The organism is Paenibacillus sp. M2, from assembly GCF_046713495.1.
Classification (GTDB): domain Bacteria; phylum Bacillota; class Bacilli; order Paenibacillales; family Paenibacillaceae; genus Paenibacillus; species Paenibacillus amylolyticus_B.
The window spans coordinates 1568335-1593094 of record NZ_CP169648.1; the positions used below are offsets into that span (position 1 = coordinate 1568335).

A 24760-nucleotide genomic window follows, 5' to 3' on the forward strand; every position below is an offset into this window, starting at 1 on the left:
AATGGTTTAATGTGCACATGGATATGACCCGAAAAGATCAAAAAGACATGAATTTGATCTGAAATTAGTCCTAATTAGCATTGGATAATAGAAAATGATTTCTTTCTGTAATGTATATGTTCTATTTTATTTCATATCGAAGAAATATTGTTTACACAAGTCTGTTATTCAGTTATCTTATATTTGAACTAATGTACAAGCTGGCTGAACAAATGATTGCCAAGTTGAAAACATGGGGGTAGGACGAATGAACAACAAGCAAGTGAAACGTTGGGCACAAGGGTTTCTGGTTTTCGTTCTTGTCGTTACAGGTGCGGCACCAATAGGTGGATTAAGTAGCACCGCATATGCTGATGAGGAAAGTGTAGTAACGGAAGAGCCGCAAACAAGTGATCAGGAGACATCCATACCGGATGCTGTCCCAACTGAAGAATCGTCAGACCTAGAGTCACCGACTAACGAAGATGATGATATGGATGAAACTAAAAGTGAGGAACCAGCTGAGACGGATAATGCAGAAGTGCAGGAAGCAGACGGGACTGGAATCATATCCATTGCTGATGCACGAGTACTTGCACCAAATACAAATGTAGCCGTTTCAGGTGTCGTAACGTACAGTGAACTCTCCGGAGAATTCACGAATTATTATATCCAAGACGAAGAGGCTGGCATTGTAGTCCGAGCGAAAAATCAAGTTGACGTGGGGGATCGTATTGAAGTGTATGGTCCAATTACCCACTACAGCGGACTCGTCCAGATCGAGAAGGATAAGTCAGGTTTTTCCGAAGGATACATGAAGGTCACTGAGCAAAATATAACACTCCCCGAACCCAAAAATATGGTGTCCACAGACTTTGTCAGACCAGCAGACCAAAGTAACAAAGGTCCGGGCGAAAAGTATGAGGGAATGTTTGTCGAAGTAAGAGATATTCAGGTGACACGGGGCAGTAGTTCGACGTTTTACGCTACGGATAGTCACGGTGCTGAGATGACGATTTATGCCAAAAACTCTCCTACCGCGCTAACTGTTGGCAAAACCTACGAATATGTGCAGGGCGTTCTGACCTTCAACAGTAATTACGGATTAGAGCTTTTGCCTAGAACAGCCGCAGATGTTGTAGAAAATAGCCTGTCTGTATTGGCAAGTGTTCCATCTGGCGGGATTCCCCGGAACAATGAAGTCACATTAACCTCTCCAGCCAAGAGTGCAGTTGTACATTACACGACGGATAATACAGAGCCTACTTCTTCTTCCGCCGAGTATAGTAGTCCAATAGTGATTGATCAAGACATCGTAATCAAGGCTGTTGCCATTCTTAATGGACAATCCAGTGCAGTGTACATCTTTACGTATCAAGTACTTCCTGATAAAGAAAACTTGCGTATCCATGATATTCAGGGCGCAGGACATACTTCTGTTTTTAACGGATACGACGTTAAGGATATCGAAGGTATTGTTACCTACATCAGTACAAGCAGTTTTTACATGCAAGAGCTTCCGGATGAGATGGACGATGATCATCGGACATCCGAAGCCATTCAGGTTTATAAACCGAGTCATGGAGTTATCGTTGGCAACCAGGTGAAGGTATCCGGCAAAGTTACGGAATATGGGGCGGTTAACGAATTAACCACCACGCAAATTACGGCGAATACCATTGTAAAAGTGTTAGATAAGGTCGATCTACCTGTACCTGTGAAGTTGGGTGTCAATGGACGAATCATTCCCACAGTCATTGACTCGGACTCTTTTGCAGAATTTAGTCCGGAGACGGATGCTATAGACTTCTATGAAAGTCTGGAAGGCATGCGTGTTGAACTGGAAAAGCCTGAAATTATAGGTCCTTACTCCAGTCAACCGGGTTTGGCCGTTGTTGTGGATAATGGTGAGAACAATCCACTTCGCACACCTAACGGTGGTGTTATTCTGACCGATAACAAGAAAGGTGTGAATGAGAGTGATCTCAATCCGCAGCGTCTGTTTATCGGCAAGAAACCTTCCAAAGCAGTAAAAACAGGCGATAAGTTGGATGGTAATGTAGTCGGAGTAATGACCTACTCTAGTGGCAATTTCAAGGTTAGTCCGGAAGGGAGTTTGCCAGCAGTTATCCCTGGAGAAACGAAACAAGCGACTACTTCCATTGAACAAGCGGCAGATAAACTGACCATTGCTACGTTTAATGTGGAGAACTTTAGCAAAAAAGATGCCACACGAGCCAGTAAAATCGGCAAAATTATCGTGGATAATCTGAACACGCCAGACATCATTGGCATTATGGAAGTTCAGGATAACGATGGAGATGCCGACACGGGCACAACAGCGTCCAATGAGAGTTTTCAGACTCTAATTGATGCAATCAAAACGAACAACGGACCAACATATCGATATAGTGAGATTTCTCCGGAAAATAACAAGGATGGCGGGGCACCTGGTGCCAATATTCGTGTAGGATTCCTTTATCAACCGAACCGTGTATCGTTGGCTACTGGTATCGGAAAAGGAAATGCTACGACAGCGATCACAGTCAAAGCTGACGGCAGTCTCTCCAATAACCCGGGTCGTATTGCACCAGGGGATGAGGCGTTCGCCAGCTCCCGCAAACCACTTGCCGCTGAATTCGAATTCAATGGTGAACGTGTAGTGGTGATTGCCAATCACTTCAATTCCAAAGGTGGAGACCTGAAACCTTTTGGAAACATACAGCCCGCCACTCGAAGCAGTGAAGTTCAACGTGCGAAGCAAGCTGCATTGGTGAATGGATTTGTGAAAGAGTTACTGAACAAAGACCCTGATGTAAATGTCGCCGTTCTCGGTGATTTCAATGACTTCCAATTCTCAAATACATTGAACATTGTTGAAGGTGATGAACTGGACAACCTGGTAAACGAACTACCAGAAAATCAGCGGTATTCCTACATCTATGATGGAAACTCTCAGACACTGGATCACATTCTGGTGAGTAAAAATCTGACTGAGACAGCAGCTATCGAAGTGGTACATGTGAATGCCGATTTTGAGACAGCAGATGGACGGGTGAGCGACCATGATCCACTACTCGCACAATTAAGTATTGGAGATTCAGTGGAAGAAGGGGACTTCACCCTGCGCGTACTGCACACGAATGATACGCATGCGCATCTGGATAACATCCCGCGCCGAGTAACGGCAATTAAGGAAACACGCAATGATAATACTCTGGTGCTGGATGCAGGGGACGTATTCTCTGGTACATTGTACTTCAATCTGTTTAGTGGTCTGGCTGATCTGGAGTTCATGAACATGATCGGATATGATGCCATGACTTTTGGTAACCATGAGTTTGATAAAGGTCCAAGTGTACTGAAATCATTTATTGAAAAAGCAGAGTTCCCGTTTGTGAGTGCTAATATTGATTATTCAAAGGATGCGAGTTTGAGTGGTTTGTACAACAATAGCATCGGTAACCCGGCTGATAAAGCCGAAATCTATCCGGCGATTATTACGGAAGTGAATGGTGAGCGAGTCGGTATTTTCGGATTAACGACACCTGACACGGTATCTCTTTCTTCACCAGGAGATGACTTGAAGTTTACGGATTACAAGACAAGTGCACAAGCAACTGTACAAATGCTGCAAAATGAAGGTATTAATAAAATCATTGCTTTGACTCACCTTGGCTACTCTGAGGATCTGAAATTAGCTGAAGCCGTAGAAGGAATCGATATTGTGGTAGGTGGTCATTCACACACCATTCTGAACGCACCAGTTTTGGTGGATACCCATGCGGACCCAACTTTGGTTGTGCAGACTGGGGAATATGACGTTTCTCTTGGTCAATTGGATGTTACGTTTGATGAAGCAGGTATATTGAAGAAGTGGAATGGCAAATTGCTGAGTCTGGATGCGAAAGATGCTACCAACCAATTCATCTATGCTGATGATGTGGAAGCTGCAAACAAGCTGGAAGAATATGCTCCTCAGTTGGAACAGTTCAAGAAAACGATTATCGGTAAAACAAATGTCTTCCTGGATGGAGAACGTGGCACTGTGCGGAAACAGGAAACCAATTTAGGAAACCTGATGACAGATGGTATGCTGGAAAAAGTGAAATCTATTGTTCAGGAAAACGACGTCAAAGGATACGTCGCGATCCAGAACGGCGGTGGCATTCGTGCTTCATTTCAGACAGGTGATATTACGCTGGGTAATCTCCTGACTGTGATGCCATTCGGTAATAACCTGTCTGCGTTGAAAATGACAGGCAAGGAAATCACAGCCGCGCTGGAAAATGGCGTTAGTGGTGTGGAAACGGGAGAAGGGCGCTTCCCACAAGTGGCAGGCATGCGTTTCTACTACGATTCCACGAAACCAAGCGAGAAAATTGATGCAACGACCAATACCGTGACCCAAGTGGGTCAACGTGTGGTCAAAGTTCAGATTAAGAATGCAGATGGTACGTACTCGGATATTGATCCGAACGGGTATTATATCGTTGCTACCAATTCATTCATGGCTAACGGTGGAGACTTCTATCGTGCTATGAGAATAGCGAAAGATGATAATCGATTCTACGAATTGAATCTGGTCGATTATGAAATTTTCCGTGAACATTTGGACCGTGTAGGTACAGTCAATCAAAAGACGGAAGGACGCAGTATGGATTTGAAGGGAGCGCCACTTCCGGGGGACGGAAATGGAAGCAATCCTGGTAATGGTGGCGGCAATAATGGAAGTAATCCGGGCAGTGGTAACAGTGGTGGAGGGTCTACAACACCTACTCCGCCTATAACTCCAACCACACCGACTACACCAACCAATCCTACAAACCCCACTACGCCAACCGTTCCGGGTAATGGAGAAATTCCTAAACCAACCACACCTGTTGTAGACCTGAAGGACATCGGAAATCACTGGGCTGCTGCTGCCATTGAGCAGGCCATTTCCCGAGGAATTGTGAACGGATATCAGGATGGTAATTTCCGTCCGAATGCACCAGCGACACGCGCCGAATTTATTGTGATGTTGGGAAGAGCATTTGAACTTCCAGCCAGCAACAAGGCATTGACGTTTAAGGATGCCGCTGGGATACCTGCATGGGCACAATCCTTTATTGCTCAGGCAGTGGATCAAGGCATCATTAGTGGGTACACGGATGATACGTTCCGTTCATCGGGTAAAGTATCGCGGATAGAGATGACGGTTATGCTCGTCAGAGCACTCGGCCTTCCAGTGGAGTCCAATCCGGCACTGAGTTTCGCGGATGCAGATAAAGTACCGGCGTGGGCTGTTCCATATATCGCTGCTGCATATGATGCAGGACTGGTGAAGGGAACAGGGAAGAATATGTTTAACCCACTCGCTGAAGCAACACGTGCTGAAGTGGTAACCTTGTTATTGGCGGCAAGCGATTTGAAAAAGCAATAAAATAAATGATATAGACGGTATAAAACAGCTTGCAGACTTTCATCTGCAAGCTGTTTTTTCTAGTTAATGCCTGTTAATTTTCACCAAGTGAAGGTATAGTAGACAGGATTATATTGAAGGAGTGTAGACGACATGCAAGATCAACCCGTTTTAATCGCACTATTTGCCATAGCGGCAGGAATTTTTAGTTTGCTCGGAGGTATCAACAATTGGGACTGGTTTATGAAGAGCTTTAGAGCAGGAATTTTTGTGAAGACCATTGGACGGCAGGGCGCTAGAGTAGTATATGGTATTCTAGGTGTCGTCATGATTGTCATTGGTGTACTACTGTTACTGATCGGATAGTTACTGGGAAATAAACGAACTCACCAAGTATCATCTACATACGATGTTCATGATCGAAGGCAAAGTAAGAGGATATGTGAGAAGAGTCAAATGGAAAAAGCGTTTGAATGCTTAAAGTAGCAGTATGCAGTGTGACCAGGATAGAATATCAAATCAAATAGCATGCCTGAAAAAAACATAGCCATACCAAAAAGACCACCGAAAAATTTCGGTGGTCTTTTTACCAAATTCAGGTTTATTCATCTCAATCTGGTTTAATTATCTTTTAAGTCTTCAACAGAATTGATATCCATGTAAGTCGGAACAACCAGACCTTGTTTAACTCCTGTCATGCTGACAGCGATATCTTCAATCTGGTCACCATATGTCTCCCAGTAGTCCCCATGTGTAAGCGGGAGCCAAACTGCTGGAGAAGCATCGATATCACCTGCTGCCAAGCCTGCCCACATGGGGCCAGCTTCGACTTGCAGTGCTTTGACTGTGTAACCCAGATCCGTCTCAAGCACATACTTCATCAGGTTGGTACTCGCAATTTCAGAGTCCCATGCAACATAACCGAGACGTAAATTGTCACCTTTAACCGGGGTTAACCCCTTGGTCCATTCTTCAATTTGGTCCGGATGTTTTTCTGCATAAGTCTTGGCAGCTTCTTCAGGCGAAACGCCCTTTTGAATGTCTACCATGATTTCACTCATTTGATCCGCAGTCCAATTAAAACGAGAGAAGAACTCATAGGCAACGGGGTGATCTTCTTTGATTCCCTTACGTCCAACCGTGTGAACTTCCTCTGCATCGCCGAAAATTAAGTCGGGATCGTCCAAATACTTCAGATCATACTGATTGAACATCCAGTGTGGAGTCCAACCCGTAACGATGATGGGTTCTTCATTTTTATAAGCTTTGTCCAACGATGCAGTCATTGCTGCTCCGGAGCCTTCAATCAGATTCCAGTTAGACAAATCATAATGTTTAATGGCGTTTGCTGTGGCCTTCATCAGACCTGCACCTGGATCAATACCAACGATTTGGTGATTAACCTCTTTACCCACATTGGCACTTGCCGATGGTGTGGAAGAAGCGGCACCTGTCTCCAGATCTGCAATCGAATTGACTTCAGTCATGTAACTAGGAACCACGAGGCCTGTACGTACACCTGTCATATTGGCCCCCAGATCGTCCACCTGGTCTTTGTAACGTTCCCAGTAGTCTGCGTGTGTCAATGGCAGCCAAGCTGCTGGAGAGGCATCTACGTCGCCTGAGGCAACACCTGTCCACATGGGTCCGGCTTCGACTTGCAGAGCGTTAACTTTATAACCCAATTCGTTTTCCATCACATATTTCAGCAAGTTCGTACTTGCAATTTCGGAATCCCAAGCCACATAGCTCAGTTTGAATGCATCACCGTTCACTGGAGTCAAACCTTTGGTCCACTCAGCAATCTGATCGGCATGTTTCTCAGCATAAGCTTTAGCTGCTTCTTCTGCGGATGTGCCATCCTGGATAGCAGTCATCATTTCACCCATGTCATCCGAGGTCCATTGGAAACGGGACAGGAATTCAAACGCAACAGGGTGATCTTCTTTCAGACCTTTACGGGCGATGGTGTGAATTTCTTCAGCATCACCGAAAGATTTTTCTGGATCTTCCAGATATTTCAGATCATATTTATTGAACATCCAGTGTGGAGTCCAACCTGTAATGATAATTGGATCTTCATTTTTGATCGCTTTGTCCAGCGTGGCCGTCATGGCTGCACCAGAGCCTTCAATCAGAGTCCAGTCAGTCAATTTATAGTCTTCGATCGCTTTTGCAGCGGACTTCATGATACCAGCCCCTGGATCGATACCGATAATCTGATAGTTTACTTCTTGACCTACAGCATTGGCTGCTGAATTGTTGCCACCAGCCGAAGTTGTGCCACCAACGAAGTATTGTGAGAAACCAGCTACAAGCACAAGGAATGTTGCCGCAGCAGTGATCCATGCTTTTTGCTTGGCTGTAATGCGTGAGTTCTTTTTACGACCTGGCATAAACACATTTTGTGTAAAACGGTCCAGGACAATCGCGAGTACAACAACGGCCAGACCGGCTTCGAAACCTTTACCGATTTGAAGCTGTGTTACAGCACGATAGACTTCCGCACCAATACCTTGTGCACCGATCATGGAGGCAATAACAACCATGGACAGTGACAGCATGATGGTCTGGTTAATACCGGACATCACGGTAGGCAAAGCGAGTGGAAGTTGTACTTTGAACAACTTTTGCATGGAAGTTGAGCCGAATGCATCAGCTGCTTCAACCAATTCGCCAGATACCTGTCTGATACCCAGGTGAGTCAGACGAATCGTTGGCGGAATCGCAAATATAACAGATGCGATAACACCTGGAACGACACCTAGACTAAAGAATGTAACCGCAGGCAGCAAGTAGACAAATGCAGGCATCGTCTGCATGAAGTCAAGCAGCGGTGTAATGATACGCGCCGCAGTTTTACTGTATGCGAGCCAGATTCCGACAGGCACACCAAGCAGGATCGAAACCAATCCTGAAGTGATAACCAGACCGAGTGTGTCCATCGATTGGGACCAGTATCCCAAGTTATCTACGAGCAAGAACCCGATAACCGTAAATAGTGTCAGTGGGAGTCGACCTACGAGGAACGCAAGAACACCCAATATGGCAATGAACAGGAGTGGATGGGGCAGCATGAACAGCCCGGAGAAGAATCCGACTACTGCTTGAATAACAACAGAGATTACATTAAACAATCCGGAGAGCGAGGAGCTCATCCAGTCAACGATGGATTCAATCCACGATGCTAGTGGTATTTTGGGAATCATTCGCAAGTTCCTCCTTTACTGCAACTTCACCGCTAAGTGCACCCAGCAGGGCACCGCGGACGATAACGCCTTGCAGACGGCCATTCTCACCAACAACAGCGAGCGGCACATGGGCAGAACTTACAATCTCGAACAATTCATGAATCAGGGTCTCAGGCGACACCGTAGGCCCGTCCGTGATCAGAATGTCATTCAATAATTTGTTTTCGCGCATAGCACGGGTTGCATCTTCAGCTGTAATTACACCGAGCAGTTTGATCGAACGGTCAATGACAAACAGGTTGGAAATACCACGTTCGCGCATTAATTCGAGGGCAACACGAGGACCACGATCAAGCGTAATTGTTTCAGGGCGACGCATTACGTGAGATGCTGTAAGGACCTTGGACAGATCCACGTCTTCGACGAAGCGGGCCACGTATGAGTTGGCCGGTTGAATCATGATTTCTTCCGGTGTACCGATCTGCACAACTGCGCCGTCTTTCATGAGGGCAATACGATCGCCGATGCGCAGCGCTTCGTCCAAGTCATGGGTAATGAAAATAATGGTCTTTTTCATTTTATCCTGAAGCTCGATCAACTCATCTTGCATATCACGGCGAATCAATGGATCAAGAGCACTGAAGGCTTCATCCATCAGTAGTACTTCCGGGTCATTGGCAAGTGCACGCGCCAAGCCGACACGTTGCTGCATCCCGCCACTGAGTTCATCTGGCATTTTGTCTTCCCAGCCTTTAAGGCCAACCAACTCCAGTGAAGTTTTCGCCTTCTCCCGGCGTACTTCCCTATCCACTTTTTGTATTTCCAATCCATACTCCACATTATCAAGAACGGTACGGTGCGGGAACAACGCAAACTTCTGGAAGACCATGCTAATCGTTTTCCGGCGCACTTCGCGCAATTGTTCTTTGTTCATCTTGCGTAGATCCTTACCATGGACCAGAATTTCTCCGGATGTTGGTTCAATCAAACGGTTGAACATCCGAACCAGTGTGGATTTACCACTCCCGGACAGTCCCATAATAACGAAAATCTCGCCTTCTTTAATGTCCATGTTGACCCGGTTGACACCAACCGTTATCTGTTTTTCTTTGGCCAACTTTTCTTTACCCCAACCTTGCTCCAGTAATTGCAGACCTTGCTCGGTTTGGGGGCCAAACAATTTACTTACGTTTTTCACTTCAAGTATGGTCATGTTTTCACCCCTTCTGATGTGTTGTGCACTTCGAACGGCTTTCAGCATCCATAAGCCCATACACTTATGCGCCCAGCCACGAAATCCGGTAGTTGTTGCTTCGCTTCCCGTCTTTCTGGGTAACGAGTTTAATACTAACAATACTTAACCAGTATATCAACCGAATAAACAGTACATAATGTTTGTACAGTAAAAACTGTACAAAGTTTCTCGTCCAAATACTCCGTCATTCTCCTTATTCTGGCTAATAAGGCAGCTTTACATTTGACATTGCTTTTCCTACAATAGAAAATGAGCTGAATTGAAGCTGAATTTTTTGGTTAAAAGATAGTCATAGGCAATTGTATCCTGGTAAAGTTCCCATTTTCATACATTGGGTGAATGAAAGCCCTCTGGCATATATGATGTCCGGCCGAGTGCTTTCCCATGTAAGCAGGACTTTTAAAGTGTTGCAATTATTTCGCCAAAGACTGTGGAATGTTCAGAATGGAGGTTGCAAGCATGAGCTTGGACCATTTACAAGAGGAACAGCAGGCAACCGTGCTGAAGATTCGTAAGCGCGTCATTGAAGCCATTGGACGTAATATGGATCTCTACGGGGTTACGCTGTCTACGGGACACTTATATGGATTGCTATTTTTTGCAGACAAACCAATGACCCTTGACGATATGGGACGGGAAATGGAAATGAGCAAAACGAGTATGAGTACAGGTGTACGAACACTGCTGGATTTGAAAATGGTAAATAAAGTGTGGAGCAAGGGCTCCAGAAAAGACCTATATGAAGTGGAATATGACTGGCATCAGACATTTACGGATTATTTTGCAATTAAGTGGAGAAAAGCCGTGGAGAGTAACCTTCAGATTCTGCGCAAATCGATTGAAGAACTGAATCGACTAGTCGATGATTTGGATGAAGAGGCGGATGCTGAACTTATCCACATCCTGATGGAAGACAAACACAAAGTTTTGCAAGCGGAAGCATATTACAAATGGTTGGATCGGTTGATTGATACCATGGAAAATGAAGAGATATACAAGCTGGTTCCGAAGGAAGAGATTAAGGAACATTCATAATGACATGCGAAGGGCCCTTTCCGTTATAGGAGAGGGCCCTTTGGCCTGTGCAATATCTTACTGAATTATAATGAAGGAACACGATGTAAAAGATAATCTTGCCCATCGTATCAACCTATGTTCACATCTAATGTCCGATCAGACCTGCCTGAGGAAAGACTACAGATTGCTGAGTAATCTGTTCCAGTTCATTTAGAATCTGCAGTTGTCCAGCCGGAGTCCAGCATAACTGTTGCCAATTCGAGATATCGTGAACGTTACCATACAATACAGCAGGGGATCGATTCCATGATGCCGTTTGTTTCATGCGTCGGAACAGCTTTTCACTGACAGGCTGGAGCGAAGCACGATGGATTAACAGGTAATCCGTGTCAAGTACGGGGATACTATCCGCTGCATACTCATTTCTGGAACTTTCGGGAGATACAAGCTGAGCAGGCTGGAGTCCCAATTCGGCATACAATAAGTGATTTAATGGATGCTCGCCAGTTCCTTGTAAACGGATGAACTGATTCGTAACCTCCATCAGAGCCAACCGTTTTTGTCCGAAATAGGGTTGTAGGTTCAGGCTTGCTTCAAGCTTGCGAAACACAAGTTCTTTGAAATTTAGCAACGCTTGCTTCTCACGTCCGACCAGTTCGGCTATGCGAATATGGTTCTCTTTCCAGTCATCAGTAGACTCCAAGATGATGGTGGGTGCAATACTTTTCAGGTGATCGTAACAGGGCTCGTGGTAAAAGTCACCGATGATCAAGTCTGGCTTCGCCTGCCGAAGTTGATCGAATTGTCTGGTTAATCGGCGTTCTTGTTCATATTCATCCGATTCTCGGTCAAACAGACCTTGACCTTCCAGCACAGCTACCGGGCGCAGTCCAAGCGAGGCCAAGTTCTCATGGAATCCCATAATGGATGCCGTAGCTACGCGAAGTTGATCTCTTTTCATATATACGCTGGGAGCAATCCCCAAGGTTTGTTTGAATTTGCGGCTAAAATAATACTCATTGCCATACCCGACAGATACCGCGACGTCTTTGAGGACACAGGATTCCTCTGTCAGCTGTTTCTTGGCTTCGTCTATACGTAAACGATTCAGGTAATCGGTCGGTGACATGCCTTTGGCCTTCTTGAAACTGCGTGAATAAGAGCTTGGTGTGAGTCCAGCAATCTTGGCAAGCTGATCCATGCTGATTCCTTCACTCATGTAACGTCGCATATACATAATACTGCGTTCCAAGGCAGGGTCTACTTTCTCATGATTGGCTTCCAGCCGGTTCTCCGAGAGAAATTGCAGCAGTTCATGCAGCTGGCTATGTATGCTGATAAAGTGATCCGGTTGAAGACCGCGATAGGTTTCATACAGTTGTTCCAAACGTAATACAGCCTGCTGCTCATGACGAACCGGTAACCTGCCTGTCTGCCAATCCAGCGGGAAGGCGGGTGATGAGGTCATTTTCCATTCACCGCGCACTTGCTGCAAACAAACCGTATCCATGCTTAGCAATATACATTCGGTCACATTCGAGCGTGCGGCGGCCTCAATGGTTGTTCCTGGCTTCAGTACAAACAAGTTGCCCGCTTGCGCCGTATAGACTGTATCATTCAGGACCAGAACACCGTCTCCTTGCAAAATAAGACAGAGCATGGGCCGTGACACCGTCTTGCCTTGCACACGGAAATTCTCCCCACGACGCACACGGCACATGGAGGAGAGGAGTGGTAGAGATGAGGTTTCAGCAACGAAGGGAAACTGTTCAGTCATACGGACCATCCTTTTGTCTCATTTTCTTAATGATAACAATTATCATTCTCATATGGAAGATGTTTTTTAAAAATAGTTTTCGACAACCCAAAAAGGATTACCAAGAGCCACTAGGGCTACCAGGTAATCCTTTTTGTTATGGATAAGTCCGTAGAATGAGCTACATGCTTGAATCAACATTATATGTTAGTACGGTGTCACCAACAGAATATTGTCGAGGAAAACGTCACTCATTACTTTTTTTCCTGTTCCACCCGTTTGCACGTGATACAAGCGATATTGATCTTTGGCATTGATGTAGAAGAGACCCGCAACATCATCTCTGATATGGAATGCATCCCATTCGTCCCCGGTAAGTTTCGTTACTTTGAGAGCTGTATTGACCGAATAGAGTCCGTTGTTGCCCGAAATGTATGCAGCCGTAGATGTACCATTGGTCAATTGATTCGCAACATACGTTACATTTGTCAGGTTCAGGTTGGCGGATTTGGTCACTTTGTTGCCCGAGACCGTTTTGGCATAAGCCTTTTTGTCTGCATCAATAAGGACAACCTTGTCTGTACCTAAGGCACTTACTTCCCGAACGCTTTTGTTATGAAGTTGAAGTGTTTTGGCTGAAGTCGTTAACGCAAACGCTTTGCCTTTGGCATAATTGTAATCCTTATTGCTGTCGAGAACGATTCCTTTGTTATACACATAAAGATTGTTTCCCCAACCACCGGAATATACAGCATTCACATCCAGTTTGGCTTTGGGATTAACAGCGGTCGCTTTACCAGTGTTGTAGTTCACCTTATACATGACAACAGCATTGGTGGAATAGAAATCCTCGTACGGGTCTGTATTTACCATCAGTTGCAGTTCGTTTTTGGCTTGATTTGTAAAATAACGTCCTTCCACTGCGCCTGCGGCAATCCGCTGCACAGCTCCAGAACCGTTGGACGTTTTGGACACGATCCACGTGTTTCCATTAACCAACGCATTATAGTAGGCACGCCCTTTGGTTACCAGGAGGAATGGGAAGTCGGTATCAGCCTTGTCAGCAATCTTGGTGACAGCTGAAGCGTCACTATTGCCATTCGCGCGATAAATGGTACCTGTAGCATCCAGATAATAGATGAATCCGTTATCCGTATAATAGCTGAGTACATCTGTAGCAAATGTCTCCGCCGCATCGCTGGACCCGTCATTTGGAACCCGAAGCAATGTTGTGGAAGAAGCAGTCTGCGTGTAGTAGAGATAAGAGCCTGCCCCGTGCAAGTCCACACCTTGGAAATCAATTAATACTTCTGTTGTATTGCTGCCATCCGCGGAAACTTTGTACAAAACTCCGTCGGACTCATAATACACTGTAGATTGGCTAAGTGAAGCTGCCTGGGCTTCGGTTCCACCTCCCAATGTCATTGCTGCAATGAGTGTAAATAACAGCAATGTACAGATGGTACGTTGTAAGTATGTATACCCTGTTTTCATTCGTTCATCGTCCCCTTCGTTCTTCTATATGTATGTCGTTAATTCCTTATGTTATATCGGTAAACTATGGAAGATATGTTAGATCTCAAACATGAAAAAAAGAAGAGGATGAAATTGAATTTCATAGTCATTCAAACCTGAAATCGAATTGCGAATGATGCTGCCAATCCGGTTCCAAAGCATTCTTCGCCTGACTTGATCGTGATAACATAACATTCAACCAGAGCAGAGGAGTGAGCGATCATGTTAATGAATGTGGCGATCATCGGATTTGGAAACGCAGTGGTGAATTATCATTTGCCTTATCTGGACAAAAAAGAAAACATCAAGGTGAAGACGATATACCGTCGCGAGGAAGATCGGGTTGGCGATACAGAACGTGAGTTACTTTATCCCGAGATTACTTTTACAACGATTATCCAAGACATATTGCAGGATGATGAGATTGAATTGATTGTTGTCGCTACCCATGTGGATAGCCATATAGAATACGCCAAGCTGGCCTTGGAACACGAGAAACATGTGCTGGTGGAGAAACCATTTGCCTCCACTTCTGCGGAAGCCAAAGATATCTTTGAACTAGCCACTCGTAAAAATCTCATCGCCATGGCAAATCAAAATCGCAGATTTGATGGTGACTTCCTGACATTGAAAAAAGTGATTGAGGGCGGCAAATTGGGGAATATTGTTGAAATCCAGTCCCACTATGATTATTTTCAGCCACAGTACGCGAGAAGTGGATTTGGATTGCTGCATGGTTTGGCTGTACATACGATCGATCAGTTAATCTCCATCTATGGCGTAGCTGACCGAATTGATTATGATGTTCGGAGTTTGATCGCGCCGGGTGAATCCGATGATTACATCGATATTGATTTTCGTTATGGACGAATGAAGGCCACGATTAAGTGCAGTCTGCTTGTGAAGATCGAACATCCAAAATTCATTGTCCACGGTAATCGAGGGAGCTTTGTTAAATACAGCAGTGGGCATCAAACGAAAAATGGAGATGGACGAACCAGGGTATCCATTCAAGCTGAACCGGAGGATAACTGGGGGACGATTAGTTATGTAGACGATGAGGGAACATCACATACGGAGAAAGTCCCTTCGGAAGCGACAGACTATGGCATTTTATATGATCAACTGCTTCAAGCCATTCGACATCACGGTGATAAACCGGTCAAGGATGAAGAGGTTTTATATGTATTGGATATTTTACATGACGGAATCGAAGCAGCGAAGAGAGCCAACTGACAAACAACCAACGACAGGAGCGAAACGATATGATGAATATAGCAACGATTGGTACAGGGTCCATTGTGGATGCCATTTTAGCTGCGATCAATGAATTGGAAGATGTTACTTGTACAGCGATGTACTCCCGGAAGAGAGAGACAGCACAGGAGCTTGCGGGTAAGTATGGGATCGGTACAATCTATACGGACCTGAAATCCCTATTATCAGATACAAATGTAGATCTCGTATATATTGCTTCACCAAACAGCATGCACTACGAACAGGCCTATCAGGCACTTCAACATGGCAAACATGTCGTCTGCGAAAAACCGTTCACGTCCACGCTTCAGGAAGCAGAAACGCTGATTGCACTTGCAAAAGAAAAGAATCTGTTGCTGTTTGAAGCCATCTCCAACATTCATCTGCCCAATATTAAAGTCATACAGGAGCAGCTGCCAAAGCTTGGTCCGATCAAGCTCATCCAGTGTAACTACAGTCAATACTCGCGCAAATACAATGATCTGCTTGCAGGGGAAACACCGAACGTATTTAATCCACAATTCTCCGGCGGAGCGCTGATGGATATCAATATTTATAATCTGCATCTGGTCATGAATCTGTTTGGCAGTCCGAATACCGTATCGTATACCGCGAATCAGCATGCAAACGGCATTGATACGTCAGGAGTTGTGGTTCTCCAATATCCGGAGTTTATTGCGGAATGTGTAGGTGCCAAAGATACAAACAGCATGAACTTTGTGCTCATTCAGGGCGAGAAAGGTTATCTTCAGGTTGTGGGAGGAGCAAACGGTTGCCGGGAGATCAAGCTTCAAATCGGGAATGAGCCTGCTGAGGCGTTTAATGCCCAGAGCCAATCCAATTGGCTGTACTATGAGTGGGAAGCGTTCAGGGACATCCATGCAAATGGGAATTACAAACGGTGTTACGAACTACTCGAACACAGCCAGTCTGTAATGAGTGTACTCATGAGTGCGCGCAAGAATGCCGGGATTGTATTTGCAGCGGACCAGCTTTAATCGTTAATACGTATCGCTAATGCTCCCCATGTACAACATGTCGAAAATGTAGAGTACCGAGACCATCGAAGACATTTTGGATAGCCTTAATTGTTCATTGTATCCATAAGCCAGCAACGTTTCATCACAATGTCTGGACAGGGTTGAATGGTTGTTGCCCGTGACCGCGATGACTTTCATCTGTTTGTTGCTTAGCACTTTGGCGGCTTCAATCATGGATTGGTTCTCACCTGTGTGAGATATAACAAAAGAGAGCGTCAGGCTATTGGGATTCATCGTGTTCAAATAATGCATGTTCGGACTGTTATGAGCAATCGCAGATATGCCGAGTTCATTCCACTTGGCACAAGCCTGTTGAGCCAGATAATAATTCATATCACTGCCATAGACATCAATGCGTACAGATTCTTTGACCCAACTCGCGATTCGTAGCAAAACAGGAGCATTTAACATCCGGCGCGTATCATCCAGCGCCTGCTGGTACAGGTAAGGAACAGAGTCGATGGCAGCCAGCACGTTGCCTTGTTCTGCAATTGCATGATCCTGCGTTTGCAACGCGGAAGGCATGCGTTGATATTCAAGAGCAAGCTTTAACTGAAAGTCTGGGTACCCCTTGGTACCCAGCTTTTTGCATAGACGAACAATGGTGGATGAGCTTGTATAGGTCTGCTGAGCCAGTTCATGGGCTGTAGAATCAAATACAACTTCGGGATTGTTCAGGATATAGTCCACAATATGTTTCTCCTGTGCCGTTAATTGTGAAGCATATTTTAATTTTTGAAGTAGTTTGGATTCCATACAGTTGTTCCATTCCTCTCTATAACCATCCCAGAGCATATTTCTCCAAACATCATAACCTGCGCTTATTGATTTCTCAATCTGCATAACCGAGCCCAGTGTAATCTGTTGAATTTCCTCGCTACACTCCACATCATTCAGATCTGACTTTCCGCCAGTTGCTGACGACTATTCCACGACGTGACCAGACGAAGGAGAACCACACTAATGAGCATGAGCACAGCTCCAATCATGAGTAACATCCAAGGACCAATCAGCAGCATGCCACTGGCTTGACCAGCGACTAAGGCGATGAGGGGAAGGACAATTAATCCGCCAAGCTGATAGGCTTCCTGGAACCCACGGACCTTGGCCGAGATGAGGACGTTTAATAAAATGACCATAAGACTGCAAGCGGGAACAACCCAGACCACAAGTATGATCCAGTTCAGATTGGGAAACATCAACGTTCCAAACATGGGGTACATCAGAATATTGGCAATGATTCCATAGATCAGGAAAGTAACCCAGGATAATAGAATGGAAGGGATCAGGGCAGCTAGCACTTTGCCTTTAAAAAGAGTGTTCATACTGATCGGTGTGAATAACAACCCTTCCAGCGTCTTACGTTCCTTCTCACCAGCGAAACTATTGGCTGTCAGAATGCTGGAGGCCATCACCGGAATGATGAGAAACAAGGGAGCGAACATATACATGGCCAAGTAATAGACAATACGATGATTATCTGTAGGCATGGAAGCAAGCTGGGGAATCTGTCCACCATGGGTTAACGCATCCAATGATTCGAGTAGAAAGCTGATGTTGCCCAGAGAACGAAGTTCCATTCTGGAGGCCGCCCACAGGAGGGCGGAGGGCATAATGATTCCAATAATCAGTGGAACGATCAACATGGGCAACCAGAGCTGAACGCTGGCTGTGACGGACCGGATATCTTTACGTACCAGTGCACGTATGGCTTGGCGGTTATTCATGGTGGTGTGCCTCCCTTATGGCAAAATAGATACTTTCCAGATCACTGCCCGTGATGCGGGCCTGATAGACTTGACCATGCTCCGTTAATTGCCTTAGCAGTAATGGAATATCTTCACGCGATGTAAGCTGGAATGTCGCTTGATGTGCGGAGATTATTTCAGGTGTAAAGTTGGTTGCCGTGTGCCATCCATCGGACATGTCGGCTTCTACTTCGAGCTTCGGAGTGGACAGGTACCGGCTAACAATCTCCTGTTCCGTGCCTTCCTCCACGATGCGCCCCTTTTCCATGAAAATATAATGATCACAGACGGCTGACAGTTGGGACAGCACGTGGGATGAGACCAGAATTGTCATCTTTTCTTCCTTATTTAACTGACGGATAATGCGCAGCACCATCTGAATTCCATCCGGATCCAGGCCATTGGTGGGCTCATCCAGAAACAGGATGGAAGGACGATGCAAGAGTACTCGTGCAAGGCCCAAGCGTTTCTTCATGCCTGTGCTATAGGTGCCGACTTTTCGATGCTGATAATCCTGCAACTCGAACAGAGTTACAAGCTCTTCGATTCGTTTCTGGGCATGCTTCAGGCCAAAAACATCTGCGAAGAAAGTCAGATTGTCACGCCCGCTCATATTTTCATATAATCCACTTTGCTCGGTAAGAGTGCCACACATGGCCAGTACTTTCTCTGCCTCACAAGCGGCATCCAATCCGTTAATGGTTACCTGTCCACCGGAAGCGCCCAAGACCCCATTCATGATACGGATCAGTGTAGTTTTGCCCGAACCATTAGGTCCAATCAACCCGGTGACACTGCCTTGTTTAACTGTGAAACTGACATCATGTAGTGCTTGATGCACCTTGAATTGCTTGGATATGTTACGTACTTCGATCATGTATATTCACCGTCCGATCTGAGTTTGGAGATTATACGTGCGGTAGGCTGATATCGTTCAAATGGACGATAAAAAAGATGTTTTCCTCCTTCAATAGTCCCGAATGCAGGATGCACATTTACCCTGAAGTCTGCCTGAAATCGGGTCTCAGGTTTGTTTTCACTCTGCCTTGTAACATGTATCCTTATTTTAGGGTAGAACATCCGTTTCATTGCTATTCATAATGTGGTAATGAAAGATAAGGCCATACGTCTCATGAATGCCTGAAATATGCATATACGCCGGTCTTGGTTATCCAGGGCCGGCTTGACGTGATGTTTTGGCGTGCCTGTCACGGGGAACGTCTGTTTCTAACGATTACATAATGAATTCGTCTAACACATCCATACGAATATATCGTATGGGTACATATTGTGTTTGGACGTAGAGGAAGGTGAGTGAGTCATGACAGCATCCAATGAATATCGATTTCAAGTGAATCTGAGCGGGATGATCCAGATTTTATCCAACCATCTATATAGTAGTCCCAAGGTGTTCTTGCGTGAACTCATGCAAAATGCAACAGATGCCATCACGGCACGCAAGGAAGTGGAGCCGGGATATCAGGGAGAAGCACGAATCGAGCTGACAGGAACCGGTGATCAATTGACGATGATGGTGGAGGACAACGGAGTTGGCCTGACCGAAGCGGACATCCACGAGTTTCTGGCGATGATTGGACAATCCTCGAAGCGGGGACAACAGGCACTGCTGGATGGCGAGACATCGTTTATTGGGCGTTTCGGTATTGGTCTGCTCAGCTGTTTCATGGTAAGTCATGAGATCGTTATGCTGACTCAATCGATTAAGGGTGGTCCCTCGATGGAGTGGAGAGGTAAGCCGGATGGTACATATACGATTAGACAATTGGACACACAGTTGTCCCCCGGAACGAAAGTATATTTGCGTTGTACACCGGATGCAGCACATTATTTTGAAACGGAGTATGTGAAAGAAGCTTTATTTTACTACGGCGCTTTGCTTCCTTATCCGGTTACGTTGATACATGATGGGGTGCAGTCTGTTGTCAATCAGGATTCTCCGATCTGGCTTACACGCCCGGAACTTGCCCGTTCTTGCCGAGCGGAAGTGCTTGCTTTTGGTGAACGTCTGCTTGGGGAGAAGTTCCAGGATTTCATCACGCTTACAACGGCTTCCGGTCGTACGGGAGGCATTGCTTATGTTCTGCCCCATGCGGTGAATCTGAATGCCAAGCGTTCTCACCGGGTATACCTGAAGCGAATGCTGATCTCGGAGAAAGCCGAGAATATTTTGCCGGAGTGGGCGTTCTTCGTGAAATGCCTGATCTGGACCGATGAGCTTCAACCGACGGCATCAAGAGAACATTTCTATGAAAATGAAAAACTGGAAGAGGTGCGCTCCGAGCTTGGAGACGCTCTGCGTATGGGGCTGGCTGACATGGCTGAGAATCAGATCGAACGTCTGCAGAAGCTGATTCGCCTGCATGCCCTTTCGATGAAAGCACTGGCCGTTCAGGATCAGGCGTTCTACGCGATGATTCACCGCTGGCTGCCTTTTGAGACGACGAGAGGACACCGGGAACTGGGTGAACTGATTGATGAAGGGGATACGCTGTATTACACCGGCTCCATTGATGAATACCGCCAGATTCACCATGTGGCTTCAGCACAGTCCATGCTGGTCGTCAACGCAGGTTACATCTATGACAAGGAACTGATGGCGATGCTTCCAGTCATACTGAACCATGTACAGACCGAGCGGATTGAGCCAGATGAAGTATCGATGACATTCACGGATGTTGCACCTGCTGAACGTAACCAGTATTATGATGCGCTGCGTTTGGCAGATTCGGCATTACAACGTTTCCGCTGCCGGGCAGAGGTGAAAGGATTCAAGCCATCGGATCTGCCGGTGTTGTTTACCCTTTCGCAGGAATCATCCACGCTGCGTGCGCTGGAAAAAGCAAGCGAAGAGAGTACTGACTTATTCTCCTCTGTTCTCGGTTCGTTGTCGGCAGGCATTAATTCGGCAGGGTACTCGACGTTGTATCTGAATGTAAACAATCCCATCATTAAACGGGTGCTGACTTCACCAGATAATCAGATGACACCGATTGCTATAGAAATGTTGTATGTCAACGCACTGATGATGGGCCATTACGCCATGAACAAGCAGGAGCTTGAAGTGTTGAACCAGGGAATTGTACGGTTTATTGATTGGGGTTTACGCGCAAATATGAACCATGAGGGAGATGCCTGATGAAGACAGAGATGGATTTTGAAGATTTGATGGAAGAGGCCTATCAACTGCCTAATGGTCCTGCAAAGCTCGGTTTTTTGGAGGAAGCAGCGCGGGTAGCCGATGTGAATGGTATGGTTGAGGAGGCGTACGAAGCACGCTCCGAGATTGTGGATGCAGCCACCTTCTGTGGATATCCGATGAAAGCTTTGATCGCTTTTTCCTGGCAACTTGGCAAGTTCGATCAGCAACCAGAGCTGTATGATGAAGAAACGTTATTATGGTCATATAAATGGATTCTCGGCAAAATGCCTGACTTCCCGGAAATATCACGTGACAAGATCATGGAGCTGCTGGAGGACTTCGGAGCACGGTTCAAGTCTTATGGTTACAGTGAGCGTTCTTACTGGTACTATCGTTTCCGCATCTTTATGGATTTCGGAGAGCTGGAAGAATCAGGACGCAGTTATGACAAGTTCAGAACATTAGACCGCGACTTCATGAGTGACTGTGAGGCGTGTGAGCAGGATGAGATTATGCGATATTTCTTGTTAAAAGGAGACGATGAGAAGGTGTTGGAAGTGGCACAGCCTATTCTGAAAGGGCGTATGAGCTGTGCAGAGATTCCGCATCTAACGTTGTCGGAAATTCTGATGCCGCTATATCGGTTGGGACGGACTGCGGAAGCAGATAAACATCAGACCAAGGGATATCGCCTGATCAAAGGCCAGAACGATTTTGTGCAGAGTTTTGCGGAGCAGATGGATTATCTCACACGTACGAATCCGGCAAAAGGAATTGATATCCTCGAAGAAACACTGATGCTCGCAGCCGATCATGAAGATGCTTACGCCAAAATGATGTATTATGCGAAGGCAGCTCCGTTATTGCGGCGCTGGGCGGAAGAAAAAGAGTCGGAAGGGTATCGCATGCGCCTGCCAGCGTCCTTCTCGTATGAAGGCGATCCAGGCGACCTGCTCAAGCTGGCCGATTACTTTGCGGAGCATGCTCAGACCGTTGCAGCCAAGTTTGATCAGCGCAACGGGAACCGCCATGTATCTTCGTTGATCGAATAGAGACGGATATAACTCATTAACAGATCGCTATAATAAGTTATGAAAAGTAACGAAACAGGCTTGTTCGAGAAGGATCATTCCCTTCTGAACAAGCCTGTTTTTTTTGCATCATGAGCATGATAAATCTAATCGGTATGAAGATGTTTTATTTTTATTGTGCTGAAGCCGCAGAAGGGACCGGCGCTGGTACTGGAACCGGTGCAGTTTCAGATGTCTCCTCTACAGCTTCGGCTTCTTCAGAAGGTTCTGCTTGCGGCTGCTGAGCAGCCATCAGTTCAGCGACGATTTGATCTGTTGGTTGGGTAAGCAGCGCATACATGATCGCAGCCTCTTCCTGACGAATCAGAGGTTTGCGGGAAAGGAAATCAACGGATCCATCTTCAAGCACTTTTACCTCAGGTCCATGGATACCAAGCTTCGCCATCATCTGAACGGCTGGTACAGCCCATGGGTCCGTATGTCCCGCAAGTTTGACATCCGTGAACAGTTCACTAGGATATTGCAATTGCAGAATTCTCCACATCATGACCATGGCTTCCTGTCGGATAATGACTTGATCCGGCTTAAACTGCTGTTTGTCCTTGCCAGTAATCATACCCATTTCATATCCAAGTTGGATATATCCGGCTGCTACATGGTCTGCCCAGTCAGTGCCTGCAGGGGGCGTTGTTTTGCTAGGCTTCAAACCACTCAGTTTAAGGGTGTTCTCAATAAATTCAGCTCGTGTCACAGCTGATTTCGGTTGGAAAGACTTGTTAGCATCATTCTCATAATATCCAAGAGATTGGATGGCATAGATTGCTTCAGCATAAGGACTGTTATCACGAACATCCCGGAAGCCCATAGGCTTTTGCCCTTTTTTCTCATAACCCATGGGGTTGAGGTAAGGTTCTTTCATATAGATGGTTCCATCAGCATTTTTCTTGAATGCTGTGAATTGACCGGTCAATTCATCTTTGAAGAGATTATCTTCCATTTGAATCAGGTTGCGTTGACCCAGAAAAACGTCCGAAATGCTCAGTTGTCCAGGTTCTTTACCAGCATTTTTCAAGGAGCTGACGATCGTGCTAATCCGCAGATCCGCGTACAATCCGGTGAAGCGTTGCAGCTCAGCCGCGGATTGCGGCGTGTAATCCTTGAACTGCACAGGCTCTGCATATTGCGGGAAGAAGCTCTGAATAAATGCAGGGTAGAACAGATTACGAAGTGCTCCATTTTGATTATACGTCAGGAAAACGCCTGTATTTTGCTCGGGAATAAGGAAGAGATAAGAGCTGAATCCAGCCAGGTCGCCTGCTTTCGTAATAATTTTTGGACTACTTCCTGCTCCGGGAAGCTGAAATGCAGCTTCGAATCCATAGGTGGTATTTGGTAGCAGTGGATGAATGAATGAACGGTACTGCTCCATACTTTTCACTGTGGATTCCTTGAGAATACGCTCGTTGCCCTTCACGCCATCATTCAGGAACGCAATCATGAACTTCCCGATGTCCTCAGCGGTAGACAACATGCCACCATGAGGCATTGGTGTTGGAGAGATGGTGTACAGATCAAGCGGATTGTGTGCCGCATCATAACCTGTAGCTAGCTGCTTTTGGAACTTTTTGTCCAGCATGAAACTGCTGTTATCCATTCCCAACGGTTTGAAGATATGTTGTTGCATGTAGGATTCAAAGGGCTCGCCGCTTACATTCTCAACAATCATGCCAAGCAGCAAAAACGAGAAGTTATCGTACATGTAGGCGCTACCAGGCTCGCGAACGACAGGAGGCATGTGTTGCTGTGCGTAATCCTCCATCGCTATGTACTTGTCGAAATCAGTATGGATGTCTTCCTGCTGCGGATCACGGATCTCGAATCCGGTCGTGTGTGTCAGCAGGTTCTCCACAGTTACAGGTTTGTCAAAAGGATTATCGAATTCGAGCCCTTTCACATAGGTCTGAAAATCAGCTTGCAGATCAACCTTGCCTTGCTCTACCAGCTGCATTACAGCTGCTGACGTGAACGTTTTGGAGACAGAGGCTACACGGAAAGCGGTATTTTTGGGATCGATCGCTGTTTTACTCTCCACATCGGAGAAGCCATATCCTTTTTCCGCCAGAACTTTGCCATCTTTCACAACAACAACGGAGGCTCCCACATAATGGGGTTTTGCCTCAGGTGAATCGAAGAATGAATCCAGAAAAGCTGTAGCCGATTCGCTTGTCAGCGCTTTCGTCTTTCCCTGTTCAGCAGCTACTGGAGTTGCAGTCTCCGCCTGAACCGCGGGTACCCATAGACTGAGAGACAGAACCACGGCCATAAAAGCTCCTGTTAGGGAGGTGAACCTGAAACGGATCTTTCGTCTGGATAAATGCATGCAAACACTCCTTTATGAAAATATTTA

The 24760-nt window shown here is 45.9% G+C and carries 15 protein-coding genes; 7 read left to right on the forward strand and 8 right to left on the reverse strand.

The window, feature by feature from the left end:
* Positions 1 to 247: 247 nt before the first annotated feature.
* A complete protein-coding gene (locus ACETMN_RS07030) occupies positions 248 to 5404 on the forward strand; it encodes an S-layer homology domain-containing protein (protein WP_411735936.1) in 5157 nt (1718 codons plus the stop codon).
* Positions 5405 to 5536: 132 nt separating this feature from the next.
* Positions 5537 to 5749, forward strand: coding sequence for an immunity 17 family protein (locus ACETMN_RS07035; protein WP_047842001.1), 213 nt, complete (start codon positions 5537 to 5539; stop codon positions 5747 to 5749).
* A 254-nt stretch (positions 5750 to 6003) separates the two neighbouring features.
* On the opposite strand, the gene ACETMN_RS07040 is transcribed toward ACETMN_RS07035, so the two are convergent.
* Both ACETMN_RS07040 and ACETMN_RS07045 read right to left on the reverse strand, forming a co-directional pair.
* Positions 6004 to 8592 (reverse strand): glycine betaine ABC transporter substrate-binding protein, encoded by a 2589-nt coding sequence (locus ACETMN_RS07040; RefSeq protein ID WP_091015352.1) that lies wholly within the window; start codon positions 8590 to 8592, stop codon positions 6004 to 6006.
* Positions 8558 to 9787 carry a glycine betaine/L-proline ABC transporter ATP-binding protein gene (locus ACETMN_RS07045; protein ID WP_091015351.1) on the reverse strand — a complete coding sequence of 410 codons (1230 nt, stop codon included), beginning with the start codon at positions 9785 to 9787 and terminating at the stop codon, positions 8558 to 8560. Before ACETMN_RS07045 ends, ACETMN_RS07040 begins: the two co-directional genes overlap by 35 nt.
* 501 nt (positions 9788 to 10288) lie before the next feature.
* Between ACETMN_RS07045 and ACETMN_RS07050 the strand changes: the two genes are divergently transcribed.
* The gene (locus ACETMN_RS07050) at positions 10289 to 10864 is read left to right on the forward strand and encodes a GbsR/MarR family transcriptional regulator (RefSeq protein ID WP_091015349.1); all 576 of its coding nucleotides are present in this window, start codon (positions 10289 to 10291) and stop codon (positions 10862 to 10864) included.
* A gap of 127 nt (positions 10865 to 10991) precedes the next feature.
* Here the strand turns inward: ACETMN_RS07050 and ACETMN_RS07055 are convergent, their stop codons facing one another.
* Together ACETMN_RS07055 and ACETMN_RS07060 are read right to left on the reverse strand one after the other, a co-directional pair.
* A complete protein-coding gene (locus tag ACETMN_RS07055) occupies positions 10992 to 12623 on the reverse strand; it encodes a helix-turn-helix domain-containing protein (protein WP_179198471.1) in 1632 nt (543 codons plus the stop codon).
* A gap of 186 nt (positions 12624 to 12809) precedes the next feature.
* Positions 12810 to 14096 (reverse strand): hypothetical protein, encoded by a 1287-nt coding sequence (locus ACETMN_RS07060; protein WP_091015346.1) that lies wholly within the window; start codon positions 14094 to 14096, stop codon positions 12810 to 12812.
* A 243-nt stretch (positions 14097 to 14339) separates the two neighbouring features.
* On the opposite strand from ACETMN_RS07060, the gene ACETMN_RS07065 reads away from it, so the two are divergent.
* Together ACETMN_RS07065 and ACETMN_RS07070 are read left to right on the forward strand one after the other, a co-directional pair.
* Positions 14340 to 15353, forward strand: coding sequence for a Gfo/Idh/MocA family oxidoreductase (locus ACETMN_RS07065; protein WP_192133124.1), 1014 nt, complete (start codon positions 14340 to 14342; stop codon positions 15351 to 15353).
* A 32-nt stretch (positions 15354 to 15385) separates the two neighbouring features.
* On the forward strand, positions 15386 to 16372 hold the full coding sequence (locus ACETMN_RS07070) for a Gfo/Idh/MocA family protein (protein ID WP_179198513.1): 987 nt from the start codon (positions 15386 to 15388) through the stop codon (positions 16370 to 16372).
* A 3-nt stretch (positions 16373 to 16375) separates the two neighbouring features.
* Here the strand turns inward: ACETMN_RS07070 and ACETMN_RS07075 are convergent, their stop codons facing one another.
* The 3 genes from ACETMN_RS07075 to ACETMN_RS07085 are packed head-to-tail and all read right to left on the reverse strand — an operon-like array spanning position 16376 to position 19039.
* Entirely contained in the window at positions 16376 to 17302 is a 927-nt protein-coding gene (locus ACETMN_RS07075; RefSeq protein WP_411735937.1) for a MurR/RpiR family transcriptional regulator, read from the reverse strand.
* A gap of 5 nt (positions 17303 to 17307) precedes the next feature.
* Positions 17308 to 18141, reverse strand: a complete 834-nt coding sequence (locus tag ACETMN_RS07080; protein ID WP_091015342.1) for an ABC transporter permease — start codon at positions 18139 to 18141, stop codon at positions 17308 to 17310.
* Positions 18134 to 19039 carry an ABC transporter ATP-binding protein gene (locus ACETMN_RS07085; protein WP_091015341.1) on the reverse strand — a complete coding sequence of 302 codons (906 nt, stop codon included), beginning with the start codon at positions 19037 to 19039 and terminating at the stop codon, positions 18134 to 18136. The genes ACETMN_RS07080 and ACETMN_RS07085 overlap by 8 nt, the downstream gene beginning before the upstream one ends.
* 444 nt (positions 19040 to 19483) lie before the next feature.
* On the opposite strand from ACETMN_RS07085, the gene ACETMN_RS07090 reads away from it, so the two are divergent.
* Entirely contained in the window at positions 19484 to 21319 is a 1836-nt protein-coding gene (locus tag ACETMN_RS07090; protein WP_091015338.1) for an HSP90 family protein, read from the forward strand.
* The gene (locus ACETMN_RS07095; RefSeq protein WP_091015337.1) at positions 21319 to 22374 is read left to right on the forward strand and encodes a hypothetical protein; all 1056 of its coding nucleotides are present in this window, start codon (positions 21319 to 21321) and stop codon (positions 22372 to 22374) included. Before ACETMN_RS07090 ends, ACETMN_RS07095 begins: the two co-directional genes overlap by 1 nt.
* Positions 22375 to 22525: 151 nt before the next feature.
* On the opposite strand, the gene ACETMN_RS07100 is transcribed toward ACETMN_RS07095, so the two are convergent.
* Positions 22526 to 24733: a serine hydrolase gene (locus ACETMN_RS07100; RefSeq protein ID WP_411735938.1), complete on the reverse strand. Its 2208-nt coding sequence runs from the start codon at positions 24731 to 24733 to the stop codon at positions 22526 to 22528.
* Between the last annotated feature and the right edge of the window lie 27 nt (positions 24734 to 24760).

Coding starts and splice junctions, on each gene's coding strand:
- ACETMN_RS07055 (WP_179198471.1), bottom strand. CDS start 12,623: ATGACTGAACAGTTTCCCTTCGTTGCTGAAACCTCATCTCTACCACTC.
- ACETMN_RS07060 (WP_091015346.1), bottom strand. CDS start 14,096: ATGAAAACAGGGTATACATACTTACAACGTACCATCTGTACATTGCTG.
- ACETMN_RS07080 (WP_091015342.1), bottom strand. CDS start 18,141: ATGAATAACCGCCAAGCCATACGTGCACTGGTACGTAAAGATATCCGG.
- ACETMN_RS07030 (WP_411735936.1), top strand. CDS start 248: ATGAACAACAAGCAAGTGAAACGTTGGGCACAAGGGTTTCTGGTTTTC.
- ACETMN_RS07090 (WP_091015338.1), top strand. CDS start 19,484: ATGACAGCATCCAATGAATATCGATTTCAAGTGAATCTGAGCGGGATG.
- ACETMN_RS07045 (WP_091015351.1), bottom strand. CDS start 9,787: ATGACCATACTTGAAGTGAAAAACGTAAGTAAATTGTTTGGCCCCCAA.
- ACETMN_RS07100 (WP_411735938.1), bottom strand. CDS start 24,733: ATGCATTTATCCAGACGAAAGATCCGTTTCAGGTTCACCTCCCTAACA.
- ACETMN_RS07065 (WP_192133124.1), top strand. CDS start 14,340: ATGTTAATGAATGTGGCGATCATCGGATTTGGAAACGCAGTGGTGAAT.
- ACETMN_RS07085 (WP_091015341.1), bottom strand. CDS start 19,039: ATGATCGAAGTACGTAACATATCCAAGCAATTCAAGGTGCATCAAGCA.
- ACETMN_RS07035 (WP_047842001.1), top strand. CDS start 5,537: ATGCAAGATCAACCCGTTTTAATCGCACTATTTGCCATAGCGGCAGGA.
- ACETMN_RS07040 (WP_091015352.1), bottom strand. CDS start 8,592: ATGATTCCCAAAATACCACTAGCATCGTGGATTGAATCCATCGTTGAC.
- ACETMN_RS07050 (WP_091015349.1), top strand. CDS start 10,289: ATGAGCTTGGACCATTTACAAGAGGAACAGCAGGCAACCGTGCTGAAG.
- ACETMN_RS07070 (WP_179198513.1), top strand. CDS start 15,386: ATGAATATAGCAACGATTGGTACAGGGTCCATTGTGGATGCCATTTTA.
- ACETMN_RS07095 (WP_091015337.1), top strand. CDS start 21,319: ATGAAGACAGAGATGGATTTTGAAGATTTGATGGAAGAGGCCTATCAA.